The organism is Fortiea sp. LEGE XX443, from assembly GCF_015206815.1.
In the GTDB taxonomy this organism is placed as follows: Bacteria; Cyanobacteriota; Cyanobacteriia; order Cyanobacteriales; family Nostocaceae; genus Nostoc_B.
This window is the reverse complement of sequence record NZ_JADEXZ010000025.1, coordinates 1-20,987: the sequence shown is the minus strand read 5'-3', so window position 1 is coordinate 20,987 and position 20,987 is coordinate 1. Positions and strand designations below refer to the sequence as shown.

General features: G+C 40.0%; 20 protein-coding genes. 8 read left to right on the top strand and 12 right to left on the bottom strand.

The window, feature by feature from the left end; all coding sequences use genetic code 11:
- Positions 1-160 precede the first annotated feature (160 nt).
- Positions 161-877 (bottom strand): response regulator transcription factor, encoded by a 717-nt coding sequence (locus IQ259_RS11865; RefSeq protein WP_193884880.1) that lies wholly within the window; start codon positions 875-877, stop codon positions 161-163.
- A gap of 516 nt (positions 878-1,393) precedes the next feature.
- Here IQ259_RS11865 and IQ259_RS11860 point away from each other — a divergent pair.
- Entirely contained in the window at positions 1,394-2,146 is a 753-nt protein-coding gene (locus IQ259_RS11860) for a WecB/TagA/CpsF family glycosyltransferase (RefSeq protein ID WP_193884878.1), read from the top strand.
- A gap of 160 nt (positions 2,147-2,306) precedes the next feature.
- On the top strand, positions 2,307-3,044 hold the full coding sequence (gene ftsE, locus IQ259_RS11855; protein ID WP_193884876.1) for a cell division ATP-binding protein FtsE: 738 nt from the start codon (positions 2,307-2,309) through the stop codon (positions 3,042-3,044).
- Positions 3,045-3,059: 15 nt separating this feature from the next.
- On the opposite strand, the gene IQ259_RS11850 is transcribed toward ftsE, so the two are convergent.
- On the bottom strand, positions 3,060-3,851 hold the full coding sequence (locus IQ259_RS11850) for a hypothetical protein (protein WP_193884874.1): 792 nt from the start codon (positions 3,849-3,851) through the stop codon (positions 3,060-3,062).
- A 148-nt stretch (positions 3,852-3,999) separates the two neighbouring features.
- Positions 4,000-4,593, bottom strand: coding sequence for a hypothetical protein (locus IQ259_RS11845; protein WP_193884872.1), 594 nt, complete (start codon positions 4,591-4,593; stop codon positions 4,000-4,002).
- A 436-nt stretch (positions 4,594-5,029) separates the two neighbouring features.
- Between IQ259_RS11845 and IQ259_RS11840 the strand changes: the two genes are divergently transcribed.
- Positions 5,030-5,932, top strand: a complete 903-nt coding sequence (locus IQ259_RS11840; protein WP_193884870.1) for an alpha/beta fold hydrolase — start codon at positions 5,030-5,032, stop codon at positions 5,930-5,932.
- Between the two features lie 97 nt (positions 5,933-6,029).
- Here the strand turns inward: IQ259_RS11840 and IQ259_RS11835 are convergent, their stop codons facing one another.
- Together IQ259_RS11835 and IQ259_RS11830 are read right to left on the bottom strand one after the other, a co-directional pair.
- A complete protein-coding gene (locus IQ259_RS11835) occupies positions 6,030-6,563 on the bottom strand; it encodes a DUF4330 domain-containing protein (protein WP_193884868.1) in 534 nt (177 codons plus the stop codon).
- 653 nt (positions 6,564-7,216) lie between these two features.
- Entirely contained in the window at positions 7,217-8,164 is a 948-nt protein-coding gene (locus tag IQ259_RS11830; protein ID WP_193884866.1) for an ADP-ribosylglycohydrolase family protein, read from the bottom strand.
- 487 nt (positions 8,165-8,651) lie between these two features.
- Here IQ259_RS11830 and IQ259_RS11825 point away from each other — a divergent pair, with 487 nt between their 5' ends.
- Positions 8,652-9,188, top strand: a complete 537-nt coding sequence (locus tag IQ259_RS11825; protein WP_193884864.1) for a hypothetical protein — start codon at positions 8,652-8,654, stop codon at positions 9,186-9,188.
- A 461-nt stretch (positions 9,189-9,649) separates the two neighbouring features.
- On the top strand, positions 9,650-11,614 hold the full coding sequence (gene sir / locus IQ259_RS11820; RefSeq protein WP_193884862.1) for a sulfite reductase, ferredoxin dependent: 1,965 nt from the start codon (positions 9,650-9,652) through the stop codon (positions 11,612-11,614).
- 120 nt (positions 11,615-11,734) lie between these two features.
- Here sir and IQ259_RS11815 read toward each other — a convergent pair whose 3' ends face one another.
- Together IQ259_RS11815 and IQ259_RS11810 are read right to left on the bottom strand one after the other, a co-directional pair.
- Positions 11,735-12,532 (bottom strand): hypothetical protein, encoded by a 798-nt coding sequence (locus tag IQ259_RS11815; RefSeq protein ID WP_193884860.1) that lies wholly within the window; start codon positions 12,530-12,532, stop codon positions 11,735-11,737.
- Between the two features lie 202 nt (positions 12,533-12,734).
- Entirely contained in the window at positions 12,735-13,097 is a 363-nt protein-coding gene (locus IQ259_RS11810) for a four-helix bundle copper-binding protein (protein WP_193884858.1), read from the bottom strand.
- Positions 13,098-13,884: 787 nt separating this feature from the next.
- Here IQ259_RS11810 and IQ259_RS11805 point away from each other — a divergent pair.
- Positions 13,885-16,470, top strand: coding sequence for an adenylate/guanylate cyclase domain-containing protein (locus IQ259_RS11805; protein ID WP_193884856.1), 2,586 nt, complete (start codon positions 13,885-13,887; stop codon positions 16,468-16,470).
- A gap of 80 nt (positions 16,471-16,550) precedes the next feature.
- Here IQ259_RS11805 and IQ259_RS11800 read toward each other — a convergent pair whose 3' ends face one another.
- The gene (locus tag IQ259_RS11800) at positions 16,551-17,138 is read right to left on the bottom strand and encodes a DUF2808 domain-containing protein (RefSeq protein WP_193884849.1); all 588 of its coding nucleotides are present in this window, start codon (positions 17,136-17,138) and stop codon (positions 16,551-16,553) included.
- A gap of 289 nt (positions 17,139-17,427) precedes the next feature.
- Here IQ259_RS11800 and IQ259_RS11795 point away from each other — a divergent pair, with 289 nt between their 5' ends.
- The gene (locus tag IQ259_RS11795) at positions 17,428-17,919 is read left to right on the top strand and encodes a DUF4149 domain-containing protein (protein WP_193884847.1); all 492 of its coding nucleotides are present in this window, start codon (positions 17,428-17,430) and stop codon (positions 17,917-17,919) included.
- 194 nt (positions 17,920-18,113) lie between these two features.
- Here the strand turns inward: IQ259_RS11795 and IQ259_RS11790 are convergent, their stop codons facing one another.
- From IQ259_RS11790 to IQ259_RS11780, 3 genes are all read right to left on the bottom strand, one after another.
- Positions 18,114-18,416, bottom strand: a complete 303-nt coding sequence (locus IQ259_RS11790; RefSeq protein WP_193884845.1) for a TMEM165/GDT1 family protein — start codon at positions 18,414-18,416, stop codon at positions 18,114-18,116.
- Between the two features lie 42 nt (positions 18,417-18,458).
- Complete coding sequence (locus tag IQ259_RS11785; protein WP_193884843.1) at positions 18,459-18,887, bottom strand: TMEM165/GDT1 family protein; 429 nt, start codon at positions 18,885-18,887, stop codon at positions 18,459-18,461.
- Between the two features lie 149 nt (positions 18,888-19,036).
- On the bottom strand, positions 19,037-19,387 hold the full coding sequence (locus tag IQ259_RS11780) for a YkgJ family cysteine cluster protein (protein ID WP_193884841.1): 351 nt from the start codon (positions 19,385-19,387) through the stop codon (positions 19,037-19,039).
- A 128-nt stretch (positions 19,388-19,515) separates the two neighbouring features.
- Here IQ259_RS11780 and psb30 point away from each other — a divergent pair, with 128 nt between their 5' ends.
- Positions 19,516-19,650, top strand: coding sequence for a photosystem II reaction center protein Ycf12/Psb30 (gene psb30 / locus IQ259_RS11775; protein ID WP_193884840.1), 135 nt, complete (start codon positions 19,516-19,518; stop codon positions 19,648-19,650).
- 112 nt (positions 19,651-19,762) lie between these two features.
- Here the strand turns inward: psb30 and IQ259_RS11770 are convergent.
- A partial coding sequence (locus IQ259_RS11770; RefSeq protein WP_228014493.1) for a DHH family phosphoesterase occupies positions 19,763-20,987 on the bottom strand: 1,225 nt, incomplete at its 5' end.

The window sequence follows — 20,987 nt, the reverse complement described above, 5'->3', positions numbered from 1 at the left end:
ACGGCGAGATAACACAATTTTTATCCCACCCAATGACTACTTACAAACAAGTAAAAAGCCAGCCCTAATTATAGAAGTTACCCGCTTTGAACCAAGAAATTTACTCAAAGTTAGCTTCTTCTCTAAATTTATTTCAGGGTGTAACAACCCTGAAATAAATTCATCCGACCAAACCAGAACGTAAAGCTCTTACTGCTGCTTGGGTACGGTCATCAGCGCATAGCTTGTTCAAAATATTGCGGACGTGCGTTTTTACAGTCCCAACTGTAATATAAAGTCGTTCAGCTATAACTGCATTGCTACAACCTTCGACAATCAACTGTAACACTTCTAACTCGCGTTCTGTCAGGGTATAAGGGTCAAATACCTCCTCATCTTCCCCAATTTCTTGATTTTGGGGGGTGTTTTTATTGTTTGTTGAAGCCGTTTCTAGTTTAGGTGAATTTTGCTGTGCCTGTTGTAACACAATTCTGGCGATCGCTGGATCAATCCAAGCGTTGCCATTGTAAGTAACTCGGACTGCTTCTAGCAAATTATCAAACTTGATATCCTTCATACAATAAGAGTCTGCGCCAGCCGCAAAAGCTGCTAGAACTGCTTCTTTATTATCTCGAAGTGTTAGGATCAGGACTTTTGTAGCATCTTCTCCCATGATGGTAGCTTTAATTTCTCTTGTAAGTGCAATACCATCCTTATCTGGTAAACCAATATCGATGATCGCAATATCAGGTTGTAATCTTTTTAACAATCTTATGCCTTCCGCTGCATTGCCAGCTTCTCCTAGCACTTCAATCTCTTCTTTTTGCTGTAGTGCTGTCCGAATACCAACACGGGTGAGGTCATGATCTTCGATCAGAACAATACGGATTTTACTCATTGTCAACTTCTGCCCGTTAAACTAACTGAACTGTCAAACCGAGTTGATTCAAAAATCTTAATAGATTGCAGTTGAAAAACATTTGTAAAAAATAAATATAGAAGTTTTACTGAGGGAAACAGAGCAAGTTCATGATGGCTACTAGCCTGAGATTAGTGAAAAGCTAAACTCCTTTTTTATGAGTATACTGGTTGATTTACGATAGATTCATATTTGTCAAGTATTCATTATGATGAGCAAAATGCTATCGCTAGTAAAAATTGCATTGACATGATGGTTAGTTATGAAACATCGCAAAGTGATAATATTTCTAATGATTAGAAATATTTATCACAAAAAAGCTTGGTATAGGTTGCAACTTTGTCTTGCACCATCCGCTCAGACTATGAATTGAAGGACTTTTAGCTCTACAATCTGAGCATCACCAGTTGTCAAAAATTGCCCAGGCGACTTATTAAAAAATTTGATAAACTATCGTTCGAGACAATCTGGTGTGAGACTAATTGAGAATAGGCTATGTCTAAACCGCCTAAAGTATTTTCGGTACTGGGAATACCAGTTCATGTCATGAGTAACTATCCAGGCTGGTTGCTAGAATGCCTGCAACACAGCAGAGGTACTCATGTGGTGACACTCAATGCAGAAATGACTATGCAAGCAGAGCGAAACAGCGCCCTAGCAAAGGTAATTCACAATGCTGAGTTAGTGATTCCCGATGGTGCTGGTGTTGTTCTGTATTTGCAGTGGCTTTTCTGGCAAAAAGTTCAACGTTGTCCAGGAATTGAACTAGCAGAGACATTGCTACAAGAAATTGGACAAAAGCAAAAAGCTACAAAGGTATTTTTCTATGGCGGCGCACCTGGAATAGCGACAAAAGCCGCAGATTTTTGGAAGCAGCAAGCCCCTGATTTAAATATAGTAGGGACTCATTCTGGCTATCATTCTCCAGAAGAAGAAAACATATTACACCAAACCCTCGTTCAATTACAGCCTCAAGTAATTTTGGTGGGCTTAGGAGTACCACGTCAAGAATTATGGATTGCCCAAAACCGCCATTTATGTCCTCAAGCCATTTGGATTGGCGTTGGTGGTAGTTTGGATATTTGGTCAGGAACTAAAACACGCGCTCCCGCTTGGTTAGGAAATAATCATTTGGAATGGCTGTATCGGCTTTATCAAGAACCGTGGCGTTGGCGGCGGATGTTAGCTTTACCAGAGTTTGCAGTCAAAGCGTTTGTTTATCGCTTGACCGCGAAAAATGCAGTTTAGTCTTAACTACTGTGGTTTTTACTGAATACTTCCAAAAATTTTAACTTTTGCTCTTGAAATTGAGATTCCCAGGTGTGGCCTGGGAATCCTTATTTTTAAGAGAATCTTAAATTGAAATTTTTAAGGTGTTTAGCTCTAACCAAGTTTATAGATTTTTCAAATGAGAACCGTTGTCAAAACTGATCAAAATATTCCAGGAAAGGATAGTACATCTCCACAGCAAAGCAGTAGTAATACTCCTCTTGTGCAATTACGCTCTGTGACAAAAACCTATGAAAATGGCTGTCATGGATTGTTAGATGTAAGTTTAGAGGTCAAACAGAAAGAATTTCTATTTATCACAGGGCCAAGCGGTTCTGGTAAATCAACACTCTTGAAACTGTTATATGGAGAAGAATTAGCTACTCAGGGAGAAGTTATTGTCAATGACTGTAATGTAACAGCTTTGCGGGGCGATCGCTTGTCACTGTTGCGGCGACGCATTGGGATTGTTTTTCAAGACTATAAATTAATTCCCCAAAGAACCGTAGCAGAAAATGTGACATTTGTGCTGCAAGCACAAGGTTACACTCGTAAGGAAATTCAGAGGCGTTTAGAACCTACTCTCAAGCTGGTGGGTTTACTTTCTAAAGCTGACTGTTTTCCCGATCAACTTTCGGGAGGAGAGCAACAACGAGTCAGTGTAGCACGAGCGATCGTCGGCACACCACCGCTAATTTTAGCTGATGAACCCACAGGAAACCTCGACCCAGATAATTCCTGGCAAGTGATCCAAATTCTCCAAAAATTAAATACCTTTGGAGCTACAGTTATTGTTACCACCCACGATGAACAACTGGTGCGTCGATGCAATCATCCTGTGGTGCAAGTCCGTAATGGCAGATTGTATCGTAAATAGTCAAAAAAGTTTTACTCAGCACTCAGCACTCAGCACTTTACTCTGAGACTTTTGAGTTTGGACTTTTAACTTGGCTGGTTTTAGAGGAGTGGCTGTACTGGATGGTAGATTAGATAGCTTGTCTAAGGTTTGTAAACTCTCAAAAGCTGCCTCTCGAATTACGGCAACTTCCTCCCTCGTGAGCAGAAGTTGTAAGCATTGGACAACTTCTTGCTGTAGCGCAGCATTAACTGGCTGACGAGAGATAAATTTAGTTAATTGACGCACAGCTATCAAACGTTTTAATGGATCTTGTTCTGTTAAATTGAGCAAGAACTGATCAAAGATGTCTTGTTTTTGATTGGTATGACCCCTGAGAATTTGCCACAGCAGCAAAATCAAAGTTAAGAGTGTTCCCAAACCTTGCAAAATAGTACCAGTAGCAATCCAAGGGCTTTGGGAGTCAATCCAGATGGCCGCTGCCATATAAGTGGTAATAGTAGCAAGGCCACTACTACCGACAGCTAAGACTAATCGACGATTTGGACTTTTGAGAAATTTTTGAATTTCTGCCCAACCTAATTGCCAGTTCCATTGCTGGAATGAGTAGGTGAACAGCATGACCCCAACACCCACTACAAGGGCTAATAGCAGTTTCCAGTTCCATAACAGCATTGCTACAACTATTGTTAGCAAGCCAAGAACGCTTCCTGGACTGGAAAAAGGCTTGAAATTTTGCTGCTTTGGACTTCCTGCCTTAAACGCTGGAAGTGACCAGTTGGGTATCTGGTTGATCAGTTGCTGCAAAGAAGACGAAGCCTTTGCCACAGTGTTTACCTAATTGTTTACGAGACTTTCTAATATATAACTTTTACCAGGGATTAGGGACAGGATGAACTCAAAATTGGCTCATTTATAATTTATTTTTTGTCATTGGTCAAAACTAATGACAAAAAATAAATGACAATTGTCGCGATTAAATACAAAAACGAAAATCGTCAAGGGTGAATTGGCCGTCAAACGCACAGAAGGTAACAGAGTGAATGTTTTTTGCACTAACAGACAATAAGGTGTTAGGGGGTACTACCGAGTCAGAATTAGCAAGGTTGGCTCCGGAAAGTACTGTTTGTCTCAAAAGTTGACGATCGCGATCGTAAGCAGACATTACTAGCCGTTGCGAACTAGTAACATAGGCACTAACATAGTTCACTGGGTGTATAAAACTAGCTTCGAGAAATCCGCTTTTCGGTGAACCCATCAACACTATCTGCCCTGAATGTGTAGGAAATGCCGGGTTTGAGGGTTGTATTGCGATGGAATTTTGGAAAATTACACCCCAGCGCTCATACTGACACTCTACAGATTCAAAACATTTTAAGTCTTCTAAGTTTAAACACACACAAATAGGGATACCTGCTTTAGCCTTTTCTAGAGTTTCTTCCAGCTGTCCCCGCCAAGCTGAAGCTATATGCACATCGCCGTTTTCCAATACATCTTTAAAATCTACAAACTTTGGTGCTTTATCCGATTGAAGAGTAGCCTGCTTTACCACAACGCCCCGCCTTACCATTACCTAGAGAACCATTAGATAAGTAATTATATCTAAAGCTGTTTTTGCTGAACGCAGAATAGCTGCTAATCTTAGGTATTTCAACTATTCTGGGCGCTCACAACTTTCCGTGAGTTTCCTGATAGATTACCATAAAAAACTGATACATCTTGTATAACTAAAGTAGTAGAGGCTACTTGGATAAATCCTTTTATATGAGTATTTCCAGGCAAATATATTTCAAATCACAGACAAAGAAATCACTGAATCTTTACACGTAAACCAGTAATTTTACATCTACTTAATCTGGCGGAGGCTAGAGGTAGAAAAATTGAGAGTTTGCTAAAAATAGCAAGTGTGCAAAGTCTAAATTTAACGGATTGGGTGTTTGGGGTGAAGCGAGTGTTAGCTACACCCAATAGCTGTAGTTATTAAATAAACGACAAACCAAATATATATGTTTCAACCACAAGGAATTGAACAACGCTCTATCATGACATCGCTAGGGAGAATGGTGTACTATACAGCCACAGGTTCACCTTGGCAGGATCAGGCGATCGCCAAACCGGAAAAACAAACTCTAGTGTTTCTGCATGGCTTTGGTGGTGGGGCTTCTGCCTATGAGTGGTCTAAAGTTTACCCTGCTTTTGCTAGTGACTATCACATTCTTGCCCCAGATTTAATCGGTTGGGGTAGATCAGAGCATCCGGTACGGAATTACCAGATTGAAGATTATTTAACGACGATCCGGGAATTTTTTCAACAGACTTGTACAGGCCCCGTGACTGCGATCGCATCTTCTTTAACCGCAGCCTTGACAATTAGAGTAGCGATCGCTCACCCTGAATTGTTCAAGTCTTTAATTCTCACCACACCCGCAGGACTTTCCGACTTTGGTGAAGACTACTCCCGCAGTTTTTTTGCTCAGTTAGTTAGCGTACCTATCATTGACCGCTTGCTGTACAGTACTGGTGTTGCTACAGAAGCAGGTATCCGTAGTTTCTTGGAGCAAAGACAATTTGCCCAAGCTAATCGAGTTTATCCAGAAATTGTTGAGGCTTATCTCCAATCTGCCCAGCAGTCTAATGCTGAATATGCAGCGCTATCTTTTGTGCGGGGTGATTTGTGCTTTGATTTGTCCCTTTATATTCAACAGTTGACAACTCCGACAGCTATTATCTGGGGACAAAAATCCCAATTTACTGGCCCCGAAATTGGTCGCCGTTTAGCGGAAAAAAACCCCGAAGCGATTCGCGTATTTCAACAGTTAGAAGATGTGGGATTAACACCACAGTTGGAACTACCAGCAGTCACAATTGGATTAATTCGACAGTTTTTACCAATAGTTAATAGTCAATAGTCAATTGACCAAACAATATGAAGTGTAAAGTATGTAGACTTAACGGCTCTGTTCATAAATGGATAATTTCACACTTCACACTTCATACTTCAGTTGACTATTTGTCTTGCACTCGCACATCAATGACAGTTGCATTGAAGTTGTAGTTATAGCCTTCTAACTCAAAAGGCATACCTATTTTGACCTTGCTGTTACCTAAAACAGGGCCACTAGCAGTGGTTTGAGCTTTACCTTCTAAAGTCACAAGCATATCTGTACTGAAATTGTTGCTTCTAGGATCTGGCAATTCTTTAACAGAACCATCTGGTTGAGTCGCTGTTACGGTTCTAGGTAGCAGTTGAACAGATTTAATCCCAATCTGACCGTAGGGTTGATTGCGGATAATCACATTAGTTTTACCACCTTTTTTAAATCCATTGTCAAATAAGCGTTCAGGGTCACGCACATTCAAACCACGAACAGCTAAATCTACTTCAATGGGTGCTGTTTTCGTACCAACTTGGGCAACAGAACCAGAAGTACCAGGAAAAAAGAAGATCCCAACTATGACTAGCAGAATTACAAGTGCAGCACCTAAATCCAGAATGTTGATTTTACCGAACAAGCGACCTTTAGAATCAAAAATAGCCATAAAAACTTTTCCTAAATACAAACAAAGTATTTGATTGTAGCAACAAAGTTGATCAGGGAAACAGCAACTTTCCCGACTGGGGTAAGACTTTAAGATGGCTGGGCGTTGTATTCTTGCGACAGTGTATCATGAGTTAAAAAAATCAGCGTGCAGTCAACAAATCATGTAACCCAAATTTCGTATAAATCAATAGACCTCTTGCATAAATCCAAATTATACCCTCAGACTCGAAGTCTGGAGCTACATAAACAAAGCTTGCTTTCACAGCTAAATACCTTAAATTAAGTAAAAAACTAGTTTTTAAAATTATAAATTCGTGTTGATGAACATTTGTGCAAAAATTATAGGCTCTTGCGTCTTTTTTATGGAGAATTAAGGCTCTTCAGTTCATTTTATGGAACAGAATAATAAATAAAACATAATCACAGCTTGTATCTCTTACGGTGAATGAGTTTTAATTTTTTGAAACTTTCTATAAAACTGCCATTTTAATGCTCTACCATAAAACCAAAGCAAGAGGCCTAATTATTTGAAGAAAAAGTGAAGTTAAACCAGAAAATTTAGACTTGAGAACAATCTTCTGGGTTTGGCTTTTAAAAAATACCAGTAATATGAGTCATATCTACGGAATGTGGGTTTGACCCTTGACTCTTTTAATTGTGAGTGTAAACAGCTACACTAAAACGCCTAGCTAAATTAACAATGTCCTGTTTGCGAGCAACTTGGTTAACCCATAGTTGAGGAATACCTTCAATACCGTAGTAAATTCCAGCTAACCCACCAGTTACAGCCGCAGTTGTATCTGTATGTCCACCTAAGTTAACAGCTTTTAACACTGCTTCTGCATAAGATGAGCTATTTAACAAACACCACAACGATGCTTCCAACGTGTCAATGACATAGCCACCAGAATTAATCTCTTCAATTGGTAAGCTGGCTATCTCACCACCGAATACTCTGGCAAAATGAGGCATTTCTTCAAGAAATTTTGGCTCAGAATAAATAGCTTGAATTTTTTGTAAGCCTTGAGAATAGGCTGTTAGCAGGTTGTAGCCTTGCAGTAGTTCAATAGCGATACTAGTATAAATGCCACAGGCCATTTGCGATCGCAAATGAGCATGAGTAATACAAGACACCTGATGCACCCGCAAAATTAATTCTGGGAAGCCTAGGGTTTTGTGGTAATAAGCCATCGGCAAAATTCTCATTAAAGAACCATTACCGTTACTCATTTCGCTGGTTCCCCCAGCTTCTAAAGGCGGAACTCCTTGGTTGATAAGCATCATAGCTGCATGAGTACTCTCACCAATGCCAAATATTCCTCCTCTAGGAGTCCAGTAAGCTTGTTTATACCAACGCCAGAAAGACTGAGCTATGGCATCCAAGGAATATCCTCGACAAAGACTTTCTGCCAAGCAAAACGTCAACGCACTATCCTCTGACCAAGTTCCTGGTGGTTGATGCCACGTGCCATAACCTAGCATCTTCGTGACTGGGACTTTGATTCGTTCAGCGCGGCTGGTAAACTCCACTGGCACACCCAAGGCATCACCGACACATAAACCCATCAAACCAGATAACGTTTGTGTAGCGGTTAACATTATGCCATCTCCACGAAAATTGCCAAAATTTCATAGCCAGAATACAGAAGCCAGAAGATAATTTAACTAATACAATGCACTGGTAACAGCAAACTTGATAAATTCAGGCTTCTAAATTCTTACAAATAACTTTATATATTTCTGCTAGAGCTTATTGCCATATCTGCTACAGCTTATTGTTATAAAGTCTTGGAAATTTCAGAATCACAAACACAAATTTGAAATTTTATATGCTGTGTAAAATTAATTTTCGTGCTGAGAATGTGCCAGTTTTACAAGCGCATACTCTTGGGTAATTATCTCGAATACATTGATATGGATGTGTATATGTAAAAATTCCCTTAAAAATAATATAGCCAATATGATATTAACTCTTCTGCATCAATAGCAACAACAACTTAATAGATTTCGAGAATTATCTGGAACCTTTTTACACCATTTACGACCAAGTATATAACAGTGAAATTTACAAAACTTGTGCAAAATTATGAACCGTTTATTTCAGTCTTTTGTGACAATTTCTGCATTATCTTCTTTGGTTATTATGCCCCTGGTAATTAATGCTGGTCAAGCTGCGGCTCAACAGAAAAAAGGTACTGATGCTAGTTATGTTGGTGCTGGTGTTGCAGCTGGCGTTACCAATGGCGGACTCAACAATGATGCTGCTAATTTTGGTGGTAATCTTACAGGTCGGGTTAAGTTGGGAAACACCCCATTTTCTGCACGCGGTAATGTTCTCTGGAATGATCAGACGAGTACTATCATCCCAGAAGTTTCTGTAGATGTGCCAATTGCTAATAGAACTAATGCCTTTGTGACTGGTGGCTATTCTTTTCTAGATAAAGATGGTTCACCTAGTCCTTTAGGCAATAGAGATGCTGTAGTAGTAGGTGCTGGTGTGGAATCAGAAGTTGCTAATAATTTCCTCGTCTACACAAATGCTAAAGTTGGACTACGTGCTTATCAAAATAGTCCGGCTTCTGCTGTTAGCATTAATGGCGGTATCGGTTATCGCTTTAAATAACTTGCTCTATCAGAAGTTAGAAGTTAATTCTTGAGTAGGGACAATTTTTGTTCTTAAATTTGAACATTTCAAGATGCTAGACAATCGAAAGACCTAAGCAGGTAGACATAATTATTGGTTATGCTCCTGCTTTTTATTGATCAACTGAACACTCATACTGTAAGTTGGCCTGTGGAATTATAGCCGAATATTGTGGATAGCGTTGTTGAACTTTGGAAGTTGATAGAAAATCAGGTTTTATTGACAAAAGTCAAGGAAAACCAACAAACTTTGAGTTGATTTATACCACCTACTTATATATGCTGGTTTTGTTAAGTGTAAAACTACCGACAAAATCGGCTTTTCGCCGTGTTACAATTGTCGTATTCCTCATATTTCCGACCGGATTACCGGGAATAACCGAGCCAAAGCGAAGTTTTTGGCTCCCATTGCTGCTTTATTGAGAATACTATACAACTCTCATGGTTAAATCTGCTCCTCCCCCACTCGCCAGTCGTAAGCCCTCGAAAGTAGAAGGCATCAAAGAAAATAGTAATTTTTTGCGTGAACCTGTAGCAACACAGATTCTTGAGGATACGACTCACTTTAGCGAAGATGCGATCCAAATTCTCAAGTTTCATGGCTCCTACCAGCAGGATAACCGCGACAATCGCGTTAAGGGACAGGAGAAAGATTACCAGTTTATGCTGCGGACAAAGAATCCAGGTGGGTTCGTACCGCCGCAACTATATCTAGCTTTAGATCAGCTGGCGGATGAATATGGGAATCAAACTTTACGTGCTACTACCCGTCAAGGTTTCCAATTACATGGGATTTTAAAGAAGAATCTCAAGACAGCGATCGCTACAATAATCCAAAATCTAGGTTCGACGTTGGGTGCTTGTGGCGACATCAACCGCAACGTCATGGCTCCACCAGTTCCTTTCAAACATCGCTCTGAATACCAGTATGCTTGGGAATATGCCCAAAATATTGCTGACTTACTCTCACCTCAAACTGGCGCTTATTACGAAATTTGGCTAGATGGGGAAAAAGCCATCAGTGCAGAAGAAAGTCCAGAAGTGAAGGCAGCGCGGCAGCGCAATGGTAGTGGCACACTTGTTCATGACAGCGAAGAACCGCTTTATGGTACTCACTACATGCCCCGGAAATTCAAAGTTTCCGTGACAGTACCAGGTGATAATTCCATTGATTTATATTCCCAAGACCTGACTTTGGTAGTGATTACCAATCCTCAAGGCAAACTGGAAGGATTTGATGTCTTTGCAGGTGGTGGTTTAGGCAGAACTCACAATAAAGAAGAAACCTTTGCCAGATTAGCAGACCCAATTTGCTATGTAGACAAGGCTGATGTTTACGAGATAGTCAAGGCAATTGTGGCTACTCAAAGAGATTATGGCGATCGCAGCGATCGTCGTCACGCCCGATTAAAATATTTAATCAATGATTGGGGCGTAGATAAATTCCGCGCCAAGGTTGAAGAATATTTTGGTAAACCAGTCGCCCCCTTTAAACCACTACCAGAATTTAAATATGAGGATTTCCTCGGTTGGCAAGAACAAGGCGATGGCAAGTTATTCTTAGGTATTTCTATTGACAACGGTCGAGTCAAGGATGAAGGTTCATTACAACTCAAAACGGCTTTACGAGAAATTGTCGAGCAATTTAACTTACCCATCCGCCTAACACCCCACCAAAATCTGATTTTCTGCGATATCGCCCCAGAAAACAAACCAGCCATTCAAAAGATTCTCAACCGTTGCGGTGTTGTTTCTGACCCTAGTAAAATCGAACCCTTAGTTCGTTATGCAATGGCTTGTCCGGCTTTGCCAACTTGCGGTTTGGCTATCACCGAATCAGAACGGGCAATACCAGGAATTTTAGAACGAATTCGGGCGTTGTTAGATAAACTTGGTTTACAAAATGAGCATTTTGTGATAAGAATGACAGGCTGCCCCAACGGCTGTGCTCGTCCTTACATGGCAGAATTGGGTTTTGTCGGTAGTGCGCCGGAATCTTATCAAGTTTGGTTGGGAGGTTCACCAAATCAAACACGACTAGCGCAACCTATCGTAGAACGTTTGCACCACAATGATATTGAAAGCTTCCTAGAGCCGATTTTTGTTTATTTTAAGAAATCGCGGCAATTAGAAGAAAGCTTTGGTGATTTTTGCTCACGCGTTGGTTTTGATGCTATTCGAGAATTTGCGGCTCAATACCAGCCAGAAACTGTCGAAGTTACAACCGCAGAAATTCCACCCCAAGTAGCAGCAACTAAAAAGAAATCTGCTCCCAGTAGATCACGTCCACGAATTAGTCTTTATGATGAGGTTTACAGCAAATTAAAAGAAACTGCTACTAGTCAAGGTAAATCAATGACGGAAGTTGTTAATGAGGCATTAAAAATTTACTTGCAAATAGATTAACTAACGGCAAGATTCAAAAGCTTTCTGTGTTTCTGTGGTTTAAGAGTAGTTTATCGAACCACGGAGGCACAGAGGACACAGAGTTAAAAAGAGAGTAGTTTTTAATTACGAATTAGTGTATTACTCTATTTCTTCACAGCGAATTAACAAGGTTTCCATTGCTTCTGCTAAAGAAATTAAATCTATCCAAGAAGAACCAGTGACTAAATTTTGAGCGTGAGCTAATCGGTTGCGTAACTGTTCGGCAGATTTTAAGAAGCGCTCACCAAAGCGTTTTGACTTCAATCTCAGTTGTTCAAGAAGTTCTGGTTGATTTAAAATTAATTCTCGTTTGTCGCAAAACTGGAGATAATCTAATAAATCTGTGGCTTCGTTTCTTTCTTGACTTTCTCGCCAGAGATGTTTAGCAATTTCTAGCCGTTCGGGTTTGAGGAATTTCTGCCAGGAATCTTGGGGATAGTAAAGTCTCACCAGCCGCAGTAAATTCATTTCTAGCAGCGTCACCAAGCCAAATAGTAGCATTCGCACTGGTGCTTTTTGTAAGTCGCCACAAGTCACAATCCCACTGACTTGATTGCAATCTAAGACAAATAATCGGGGCGTTTGTCGCAGAATGGGCAATAACTTCATTAGTGGCGTGGAAATGGCAATTAATTCTTGGGAATGAAACACCCGTTGATAGTCGCCACACTTGCCTGATTTAGCCTTGGTTAAACTAGAGCGCTCAACATAACCGGTGATCATATCTTCCGTCTCAATGCCGACAACATCAAAATCTTGTGTCTGCATCCACCGCAACACCTCTGCTACCTCTGCTTGCGACGACACAGCTTTTAGAGGTTCTGCCACATATTCAATTGTAATGTTGTTCTCAAATAAACTTCGCAGGTCTTGCGATCGCGATTTTAGATGTTTCATCTGCCTCTAGCCATCAGACTCAGCAGGATAAGTATTTCATTTCAGACTACTTTTTTTCAGTGCAAGCTTTGAACTTATCATTTGAGATGAATCTGTGCAATAAATTCTGACTTTTTGGTTCACAAAACTTCAAGCGCCCAGACTTCTAGAGCCTGAGCGCTTGAATAATAGGTTGCAGAGAAACTTCTGCGAAGTAGTTAAATTAAGCAGGCATCATCTGCATAGAGCGACAGGCTTCTGCACACTTGCGACAGGCGGCGGCACATTCCATCATTTTGGAATCATCACTCATTTTTTCACAAGCCATTGCACAGCGATCGCACATTTCCGCACATAGCATACAAGTGCGTCCCATGAATTCAGAACCACCCATCATCATATTCATACACATCATGCACATCTCAGAGCAATCCCGCATCATGCCCATCATGCTCGTGTCCATATGCTTACCACCTTTGCTCATGCAGTAAGTCATAGTTTCCATACACATTTTGTGACATTCCATGCAAGCATTCATGCAGGTTTGCATTTCAGAGGTCATGGATTCAGTCATCATCATCATCATAAGAAAACTCTCCTGATTTTTTGATGCTTCAATACCGTCCTTTTTAGGACTTACTTATAACAATAATCGGAGATTTTAAAGTGGTCAATAGAAGTTTTTATATCAATTTTTTAAGTCATTAATTCCGATAAGTTTACCGTAATTAATTAACAATCACACATAAATTAGTAAGGTTTTTCGGCAAATTATTGACAGTCAAAGTTTTTAATTTACGGTTACAAGCTGGAGATTGTTTTCATTGGTCAGAATTGTATCTAATTGGTGAATCTAGAGCTATCTTATAGCCGCAAATAATGTCACTTTTCTTTAAAAAGCAAGGTTACAAAAATGTTTTTAACATTATATTTTTTTTTAAAAAATTGCATTTATCTAAAGATAGATATTTATGAATAGATTTAAGAAAACTGTTTTTTAGTTATTTATAAACAGATGTCTCTCACCTATGCTCATCTTTAAATTAGATTCATCGGAAAACTCAGGACAAATAGTTAAAATGCACAAAACCTATAAAACTATCGTAGTATACTAATTTTTTTCTTTTCAGAAATTTAGGCTGTTAGTTTAGTCAAAGTTTTGGGCATTATATGGATATTACTCATATTTGTCATCCCAATAATCAATCCTACTCAGGATTGATAAAGACAGGGGTAAAGCAGGATGACGCTGGCTCAACGAGCGATTAAACTGTGGGTAATGTCAATCATTTGTGGCTAAAAGCGACACATAAATAAAATTAATGACATTGTTAATTATCCCTAAAGTCTAATCCTGCTATAGAAAAATACTTATGACAGTGCATCAACGTAGTGTTGGGGAGACCGCTGATTTAATTATTGGTGTTCACAACCAAGAAAATCACCAATTACAACCCAATTCTGCCCCTGTGGGTGCTCTTGCCAGAAGAAAAGGAACTATTTCGACGTTTCTTGCTCCCCTGACTCAAGATACTTTTAAACAAGTTGTGACTGAGGTCGAGCAAAAGTTACAGATTGTCCATCAAACCCTGTCAATGTTAGATTCTCATGGGTTTGAAACAATCCTGCAAGAAATGTTGCACTCTATTACCCTTAAAACTGGGGAATTATTGGGAGCCGACAGGACAACTATATTTTTGTTAGATGAAGAAAAACAAGAATTGTGGTCAATTGTCGCTGAAGGAGAAGGCGATCGCTCACTAGAAATTCGCATCCCAGCTGATAAAGGGATTGCTGGTGAAGTCGCAACATTAAAACAAGTAGTTAATATACCCTTCGATTTTTATAACGATCCACGTTCGATATTTGCCCAAGCACAAGAAAAAATCACTGGCTACCGCACTTACACAATGCTGGCTTTGCCACTGTTAAGTGAACATGGGCGGTTAGTAGCAGTAGTACAATTACTAAATAAATTAAAATCACCACAAAATATTAACGCCTCACTAGCAGAACGCATTGATACTATAGGTTTTACTCACAAAGACGAACAATTATTTCAGGAATTTGCCCCTTCAATTCGCTTGATTTTAGAATCGTCGCGCTCTTTTTATATGGCGACGCAAAAACAAAGAGCAGCGGCGGCTTTGATGAAGGCGATTAAATCTTTGAGTCAAAGCAATCTGGACTTAGAAGATACCCTGAAGCGAGTAATGGATGAAGCCAAGGAACTGATGAATGCTGATCGCAGTACTCTTTGGTTAATCGATCGCGATCGCCATCAATTGTGGACGAAAATTACTCAAGATGATGGTTCTACTAGGGAGTTACGAGTCCCTATAGGTAAAGGTTTTGCTGGTATGGTAGCTGTATCTGGCAAAACCCTAAATATTCCCTTTGATTTGTATGATCATCCAGACTCGGAAACAGCTAAACAAATTGACCAGCAAAATGGTTATCGTACCTGTAGTTTATTGTGTATGCCAGTGTTTAATGCCGATCAAGAATTGATTGGTGTGACACAGCTGGTAAATAAAAAGAAATCCGGTGATTTTCCAGCTTACAATCCAGCTACTTGGCCAAAAGCTCCTGAATGCTTCCAAGCTAGTTTTGACCGCAACGACGAAGAGTTCATGGAAGCTTTTAACATTCAAGCGGGAGTGGCGCTGCAAAATGCACAGTTGTTTGCCACAGTCAAGCAACAAGAACAAATGCAGCGAGATATTTTGCGGAGTCTTTCTAATGGCGTAATTTCTACAGATAAAACTGGGTTAATTATCGCCGCTAACGAAAGTGCTAAACGCCTTTTAGGGATAGAAACAGAAGACCGTTTGGAAGGTAAATTAATTAGTGATGCGATCGCTATTAAAGAAGGCGACTTTAGTAAATGGTGTCAAGATGCCTTACATGCGAATGACCTCAAACGCCGCCAGCAGTATTATCCTGATCGCACACTTGTAAATACTGACACTGAACAGCACAGTATTAATTTATCAATTAATTCCATTGCTGATGCCAGCGACCAACAGCAAGTAAGAGGCGCACTGGTGGTGATGGAAGATATTAGCGATGAAAAACGCCTCAAGAGTACGATGTACCGCTACATGACCCAGGAATTAGCGGAAGAATTACTGAAATTGGATGATGCGAAACTTGGAGGCGATCGCAAGGAAGTTTCGATTTTATTTTCTGATATTCGCGGCTACACCACTTTGACAGAAAACCTGGAAGCGGAAGAAGTAGTGAGTATGCTGAATGAATATTTTGAATCAATGGTAGAGGCAGTTTTTAAACATAAAGGTACTCTCGATAAATACATCGGCGATGCCATTATGGCTGTGTTTGGTTCCCCTCTACCTTTAGAAGAACACGCTTGGATGGCGGTACAAACATCCGTTGAAATGCGCCACCGTTTACACGATTTTAACCAACGTCGTTACGCAGCTAATAAACCTAAAATTAATATTGGTATTGGGATCAATTCAGATACAGTCATTAGTGGAAATATTGGCTCAAGTAAGCGAATGGAATTTACTGCCATTGGTGATGGTGTTAACTTGGGTTCACGCTTAGAAAGCGTCAGTAAACAGTATGGTTGTGACATCATCCTTAGTGATAATACTTTTAAACCATGCCAAGAATATATTTGGGCAAGAGAATTAGATTACATTCGCGTTAAAGGCAGAAATGAGCCGGTATCGATATATGAATTAGTAGGTTTACGTTCTGATCCAATTCAGAGCGAAAAAATGTCAGTCATCGAACACTATCACAAAGGTCGTGAATACTACCTCAAGCGTCAGTTTACCTATGCTAGGGCTGAATTTGCGAAAGTTTTAGCATTTGACAACCAAGACAAAGCCTCGATGTTACATCTTCTGCGTTGTCAGCATTGGTTACAGTCACCACCAACCATTTCAGATTGGGATGATGGAGTATGGACATTTAATGAGAAGTAATTAGGAAAGTAATCGGACAGAATTAATCACACACATTTTTTCCTGTAACCTGTAACCTGTAACCTGTAACCTATCTCCATCTATCGCCAAAAGCTACGAAAACCAGGTCGGAAAGCTGAGTCACCACTACTGTAAAAATGCAGTCGTCCAAATCCTAGAAATTGACCGTGGGATTTTTCTCCTGGCGGAAAAGCTGTAACTCCAAACAGATACGCACCGCCACTGCTTGGATTTTGCCAGGGTTTGAGACCAACTGTAATTGTTTTGCCTGGAGACACAGGTTGGTCAAATGTGAGAGTGACAGTTCGTGTTTTGCGATCGCGAGTTACATTTTGTAATCCGATCTTTTGTCTTTTGCTGGAAGGCTTACCTTCAAAAGCAACACTTTTGTTCAAATCATAGTCAATATTATCAAATCCGTCGTTCTGGTTAATCGTTAGACTTTGTAGTGGTTCTCCGGCATTTTCTGGCAAGCTGATGGTAAAGTAATATGTCGCACCCACAGCATAAACCGCGTTGTAGGTAGTGATTGCATCAAGTAAACGCGGTGGTTGTGCAAAATACACTGTGCCATCTCGTAATTGAATTGCATAACTCTGTGGCAGGAGATACCCCATAGTTAGGGTTATGCTGGCGATCGCTGCACCTAACAATATTCTAGGACGCATGACTTTTACTGAATAATTACTTAATTAATATTGTATATTGAGTGCGTCAAGACTGCATTGTTTCAGTAGTACTCGGTGCTGAATTACTACAGCAACATATGTTCTTATTCCAGGTATCTCACTAGTTTAATTTTGCAAGTAAACTTATTTTTTACTTTTCTTTACATTTTTGTTACTAATTTTATCATCATAGTTCACACTAATTTGTAAATGTTAATTGATATTTGTTGTCAAAGTAACTATTTAAGTTAGACACTAAGAGTATCAAGATAAGCAATTATTTCATATCATGAATACCCTTTCTACAGTTGAATTTAAGTGGTCAATTTGGCAACCCGCCATTCTATTGACCTTGGGCTTTTGGCTAGGTGCTAGTCTAGTTTTAGATTGGGTAATTATGCCTAGCCTTTATCTTTCTGGGATGATGAACGAAGCTAGTTTTACAACAGCTGGCTATGCAATTTTTTGGAATTTTAATCGCATCGAATTGTTATCTGCTGCCGTAGTTTTAACTGGTGTATTGGCTTTAAGTAAAACCAAAACATACTGGCATCCTAATACCATTGTTTTCGCTATTGCATTGCTAACTATATCTCTGCTAGAAACTTATTTCTTGACTCCACAAATGTGTGCAGCAGGAGTTCATCTCAATATGTTTGACGAAGTTGCAGTTCCAGCAACCATGAATTTACTGCACGGTGGTTACTGGGTGTTAGAAATTCTCAAACTTATGACTGGTGGGATATTGTTAAATCAATGTTGGCGGATGCAGGCTGAATAATGGAATGATTAAGGCTGACGCACAGACGCGGTGATTATTGTTGATGCAGATGCCAAAATCATGCCGCAATTATGCGACATCAACTGTTTTATCATTAGATATCTACCAGTCTTAAAGAAAAGCTTAAATCTAAGGCAAAGGCGCAAAGATTAACTATAGTTTTTACGCCTTTTTAATGTATATAAATGAGAGATTTACGGGATCTGTTCAGAATCTTGTGATTCTTCGTTGTTAAAAAATAATAGACGTAAGGCCAGGATTGCAAAACCAACAGCCGCGATCGCTTTTAATATCCGTGTAGGTAATAATTCTGATACGGCTCCCCCTGCTAACGCACCTAAGAAGCTTGTCAATAGCAGTGCGCCTGCTGTGCCAAAAAATACAGCCTTCTGAGATTGACCACGACTTGAAAGCGCGATCGCGGCTAACTGGCTTTTGTCACCTAATTCTGATAAAAAGACTGTAATAAAGCTTAGTCCTAAAAGATGCCAATCCATAATATTTGGGAGTAAGGAATAGGGAATGGTGAAGACTGTTAATTAACCGTGCAGTACATCCCAAAACAGGGTGAGGGAAATCAACAGCAACATCAACCCGGCTGATTTGTCTAAGGTTTTGGGACTGAAGCGCTTAGATACCCAACTACCCAAAAGGACACCTAGTAGACTGCTTGTAATTAATGCTGCTCCTGAACCTAGAAATACTACCCAGGGTGAATGAGACTCTGCACTCATTAATAGGGTTGATAGCTGGGTTTTATCACCAATTTCTGCGAGAAAGATAGTAACGAAAGTAGTAGCGAATACAGCAACAACTGATTCCGGCTTTTTAGAACTATCAGTAACTACCGGCTGAACTGGCTCAAGAATTGTAGTAGCTAGATGGGATTGAGAACTTTCTGTTGGTTCTGGCTGGCTTATATTCTCAGTTATGCCAAAAAGGGTGACAGGTGCAGAGTCAAGTTTCACAGGCAGTAGTTTTATTCCTAGATAATTTTCATATTTTTCTCATTTTCTCAGATAGTTGTCATAAATTGCAACTGTACTGCAAAAAATCCCCTGTTACTATCACGGTCACTACCAATAGCTGTTTAGATGAGAACTAACTTCACATAAGTTTAAATACCCACAGCTTTGTCGAAACGCAACATTTCCAGAGAGCGATCGCCATATACCCCTTCAATTTGTTGGCGACAGCAATCTATAGCAAAATCATTAAGTTCTTCTGGCTCAATACCATACATATCCTGAAATGCTTCTGTTTCTACGCGACAGAAACGCGGACGGTTCGGGTAAATCTGGCATTCTCTTGTATTATGGTCGAAATTAATGCACCATCCGCCTTCACCCACCATACTTAGGTAAAGTTCCAATTCTTCTGGTGAAAGATACTCGTCTATATCAGGGCGATCTGCTGGGTCTAGATTACAGCAGGCTCCACATTGCTTGACACATTGCCATGTTGCCATTTTGTATTTTTTCCTATAATTTTGTTAAGTAAATTAAAAATAGCAGGCCGTTGCCGGATATGATCAAATGCGGGTTTTGCAACTGATTGATTATCGTATGTTTTAAGATAATTGGGAGGAAAGAAAAAATGTTTGACGGTATAATCACCACTTTCACAAGTATCAACTGGGAAGTCATTTTCCAACTACTCTCTGTAGCACTAATTGTCATTGCTGGCCCTGCTGTAATTTTTGTCTTGGCTTTTCGCAACGGCAACCTGTAAGAGTGCTAAGTGCTGAGTGTTGAGTGCTGAGTTGAAATATCAGTATTCATGACTCAGCATTTACAGCAGATTTAGGGTAAATTAGGTACAAATGTTACTGAAAAGTAATATTCTAAGGAACTTCCAACCCTGTTCCCTGTTCCCTATTCCCTGTTCCCTGCTTTATGTATGATAATGCTTGCAGTGCTGCTTGGATAATTGAGTCATACTGTGGTTGAGATAGATCAACCTCTATAGCCTCTTCACGACTTGTTCCTAGTAGACCGATTGTATTTTCTGGCTGCATGACTAAAACTTTGCCTTCAGAATTTTTAATTCTTAGTTCTGGTAAAAAATTATCTTGGTAAATTCCACAAGTGTACTGACGTTGCTTGTGCTGAAAATTTGTTCTGAGTGGCTGGGATGGCGAAGTATAAAAAATTTGGGAAGATGCTGTTGTTAACCTCACGCCTAACAATTCTAATTCAATCGAAGTTTCACCGTTAAAAGTATTTTCGCGCAACTTGTAAGCGACATCTACTCGCTGTGGTAGAGGGAAGTAATCACGCCAACGCCAAGCGATCGCCTTAATTGTATGCTGTTGATCATCGATAGTTTGAGCTAGTGTCACTTTGATACCACTTTTACCAATATTTTTCTGTTCTATCACTTGCACATTAGGTGTCCAAAATATTGGGTCGGGGTTGTCGATACCGCAAGGATGGAGCGCATTTAGCTGTTGGAAAAGTTCGTGATTGATTTGATTCAAACTAGCTTGAGCATCAATTTTTAGAAGTGGTTTGAGGTGTTGCGGTTCTAAGCACTGGTTGGCAAAATCAATTAAACGCGATCGCACCGCCTGTAAATTCTCAGATGCGAAAGAAAATCCTCCTGCGGCTTTGTGTCCGCCAAACTTACCTAATAAATCGTGACAGTATTCTAAAGCTGCAAACACATGAAACTCAGGAATTCCCCGTGCAGAACCGCGAATGTGTCCTTCATCCTCACAAGTACCAATGAATACAGGAACACCGTAGCGTTCTACCAAGCGGGAAGCAACAATACCAATTACACCATGATGCCAATTAGGTTGAACAACAACTAATACCCTGTCATTTGGTAGAGATGTAACATATTGCGTTTCTACATAAGCGATCGCTTCTTGTTCAATTTCCTCACACATTTGCTGACGACTGGTGTTTGTTTGTTCACACTGCATTGCTCTTGTCAGTGCAATTCCCATATCATCTGTAGTTAGCAAATCAATCACAGTCTGCGGATCACCAATTCGACCAACAGCATTAATCCTCGGCCCCAAACGAAAGCCGATATCTTCTGGCTTTAGCGACTTGGAAGAG

What these genes read in the sequence shown, in the direction of transcription:
- IQ259_RS11865 (WP_193884880.1), bottom strand. Translation starts at nt 877, where the DNA reads ATGAGTAAAATCCGTATTGTTCTGATCGAAGATCATGACCTCACCCGT.
- IQ259_RS11860 (WP_193884878.1), top strand. Translation starts at nt 1,394, where the DNA reads ATGTCTAAACCGCCTAAAGTATTTTCGGTACTGGGAATACCAGTTCAT.
- ftsE (WP_193884876.1), top strand. Translation starts at nt 2,307, where the DNA reads ATGAGAACCGTTGTCAAAACTGATCAAAATATTCCAGGAAAGGATAGT.
- IQ259_RS11845 (WP_193884872.1), bottom strand. Translation starts at nt 4,593, where the DNA reads ATGGTAAGGCGGGGCGTTGTGGTAAAGCAGGCTACTCTTCAATCGGAT.
- IQ259_RS11840 (WP_193884870.1), top strand. Translation starts at nt 5,030, where the DNA reads ATGTTTCAACCACAAGGAATTGAACAACGCTCTATCATGACATCGCTA.
- IQ259_RS11835 (WP_193884868.1), bottom strand. Translation starts at nt 6,563, where the DNA reads ATGGCTATTTTTGATTCTAAAGGTCGCTTGTTCGGTAAAATCAACATT.
- IQ259_RS11830 (WP_193884866.1), bottom strand. Translation starts at nt 8,164, where the DNA reads ATGTTAACCGCTACACAAACGTTATCTGGTTTGATGGGTTTATGTGTC.
- IQ259_RS11825 (WP_193884864.1), top strand. Translation starts at nt 8,652, where the DNA reads ATGAACCGTTTATTTCAGTCTTTTGTGACAATTTCTGCATTATCTTCT.
- sir (WP_193884862.1), top strand. Translation starts at nt 9,650, where the DNA reads ATGGTTAAATCTGCTCCTCCCCCACTCGCCAGTCGTAAGCCCTCGAAA.
- IQ259_RS11815 (WP_193884860.1), bottom strand. Translation starts at nt 12,532, where the DNA reads ATGAAACATCTAAAATCGCGATCGCAAGACCTGCGAAGTTTATTTGAG.
- IQ259_RS11810 (WP_193884858.1), bottom strand. Translation starts at nt 13,097, where the DNA reads ATGATGATGATGATGACTGAATCCATGACCTCTGAAATGCAAACCTGC.
- IQ259_RS11805 (WP_193884856.1), top strand. Translation starts at nt 13,885, where the DNA reads ATGACAGTGCATCAACGTAGTGTTGGGGAGACCGCTGATTTAATTATT.
- IQ259_RS11800 (WP_193884849.1), bottom strand. Translation starts at nt 17,138, where the DNA reads ATGCGTCCTAGAATATTGTTAGGTGCAGCGATCGCCAGCATAACCCTA.
- IQ259_RS11795 (WP_193884847.1), top strand. Translation starts at nt 17,428, where the DNA reads ATGAATACCCTTTCTACAGTTGAATTTAAGTGGTCAATTTGGCAACCC.
- IQ259_RS11790 (WP_193884845.1), bottom strand. Translation starts at nt 18,416, where the DNA reads ATGGATTGGCATCTTTTAGGACTAAGCTTTATTACAGTCTTTTTATCA.
- IQ259_RS11780 (WP_193884841.1), bottom strand. Translation starts at nt 19,387, where the DNA reads ATGGCAACATGGCAATGTGTCAAGCAATGTGGAGCCTGCTGTAATCTA.
- psb30 (WP_193884840.1), top strand. Translation starts at nt 19,516, where the DNA reads ATGTTTGACGGTATAATCACCACTTTCACAAGTATCAACTGGGAAGTC.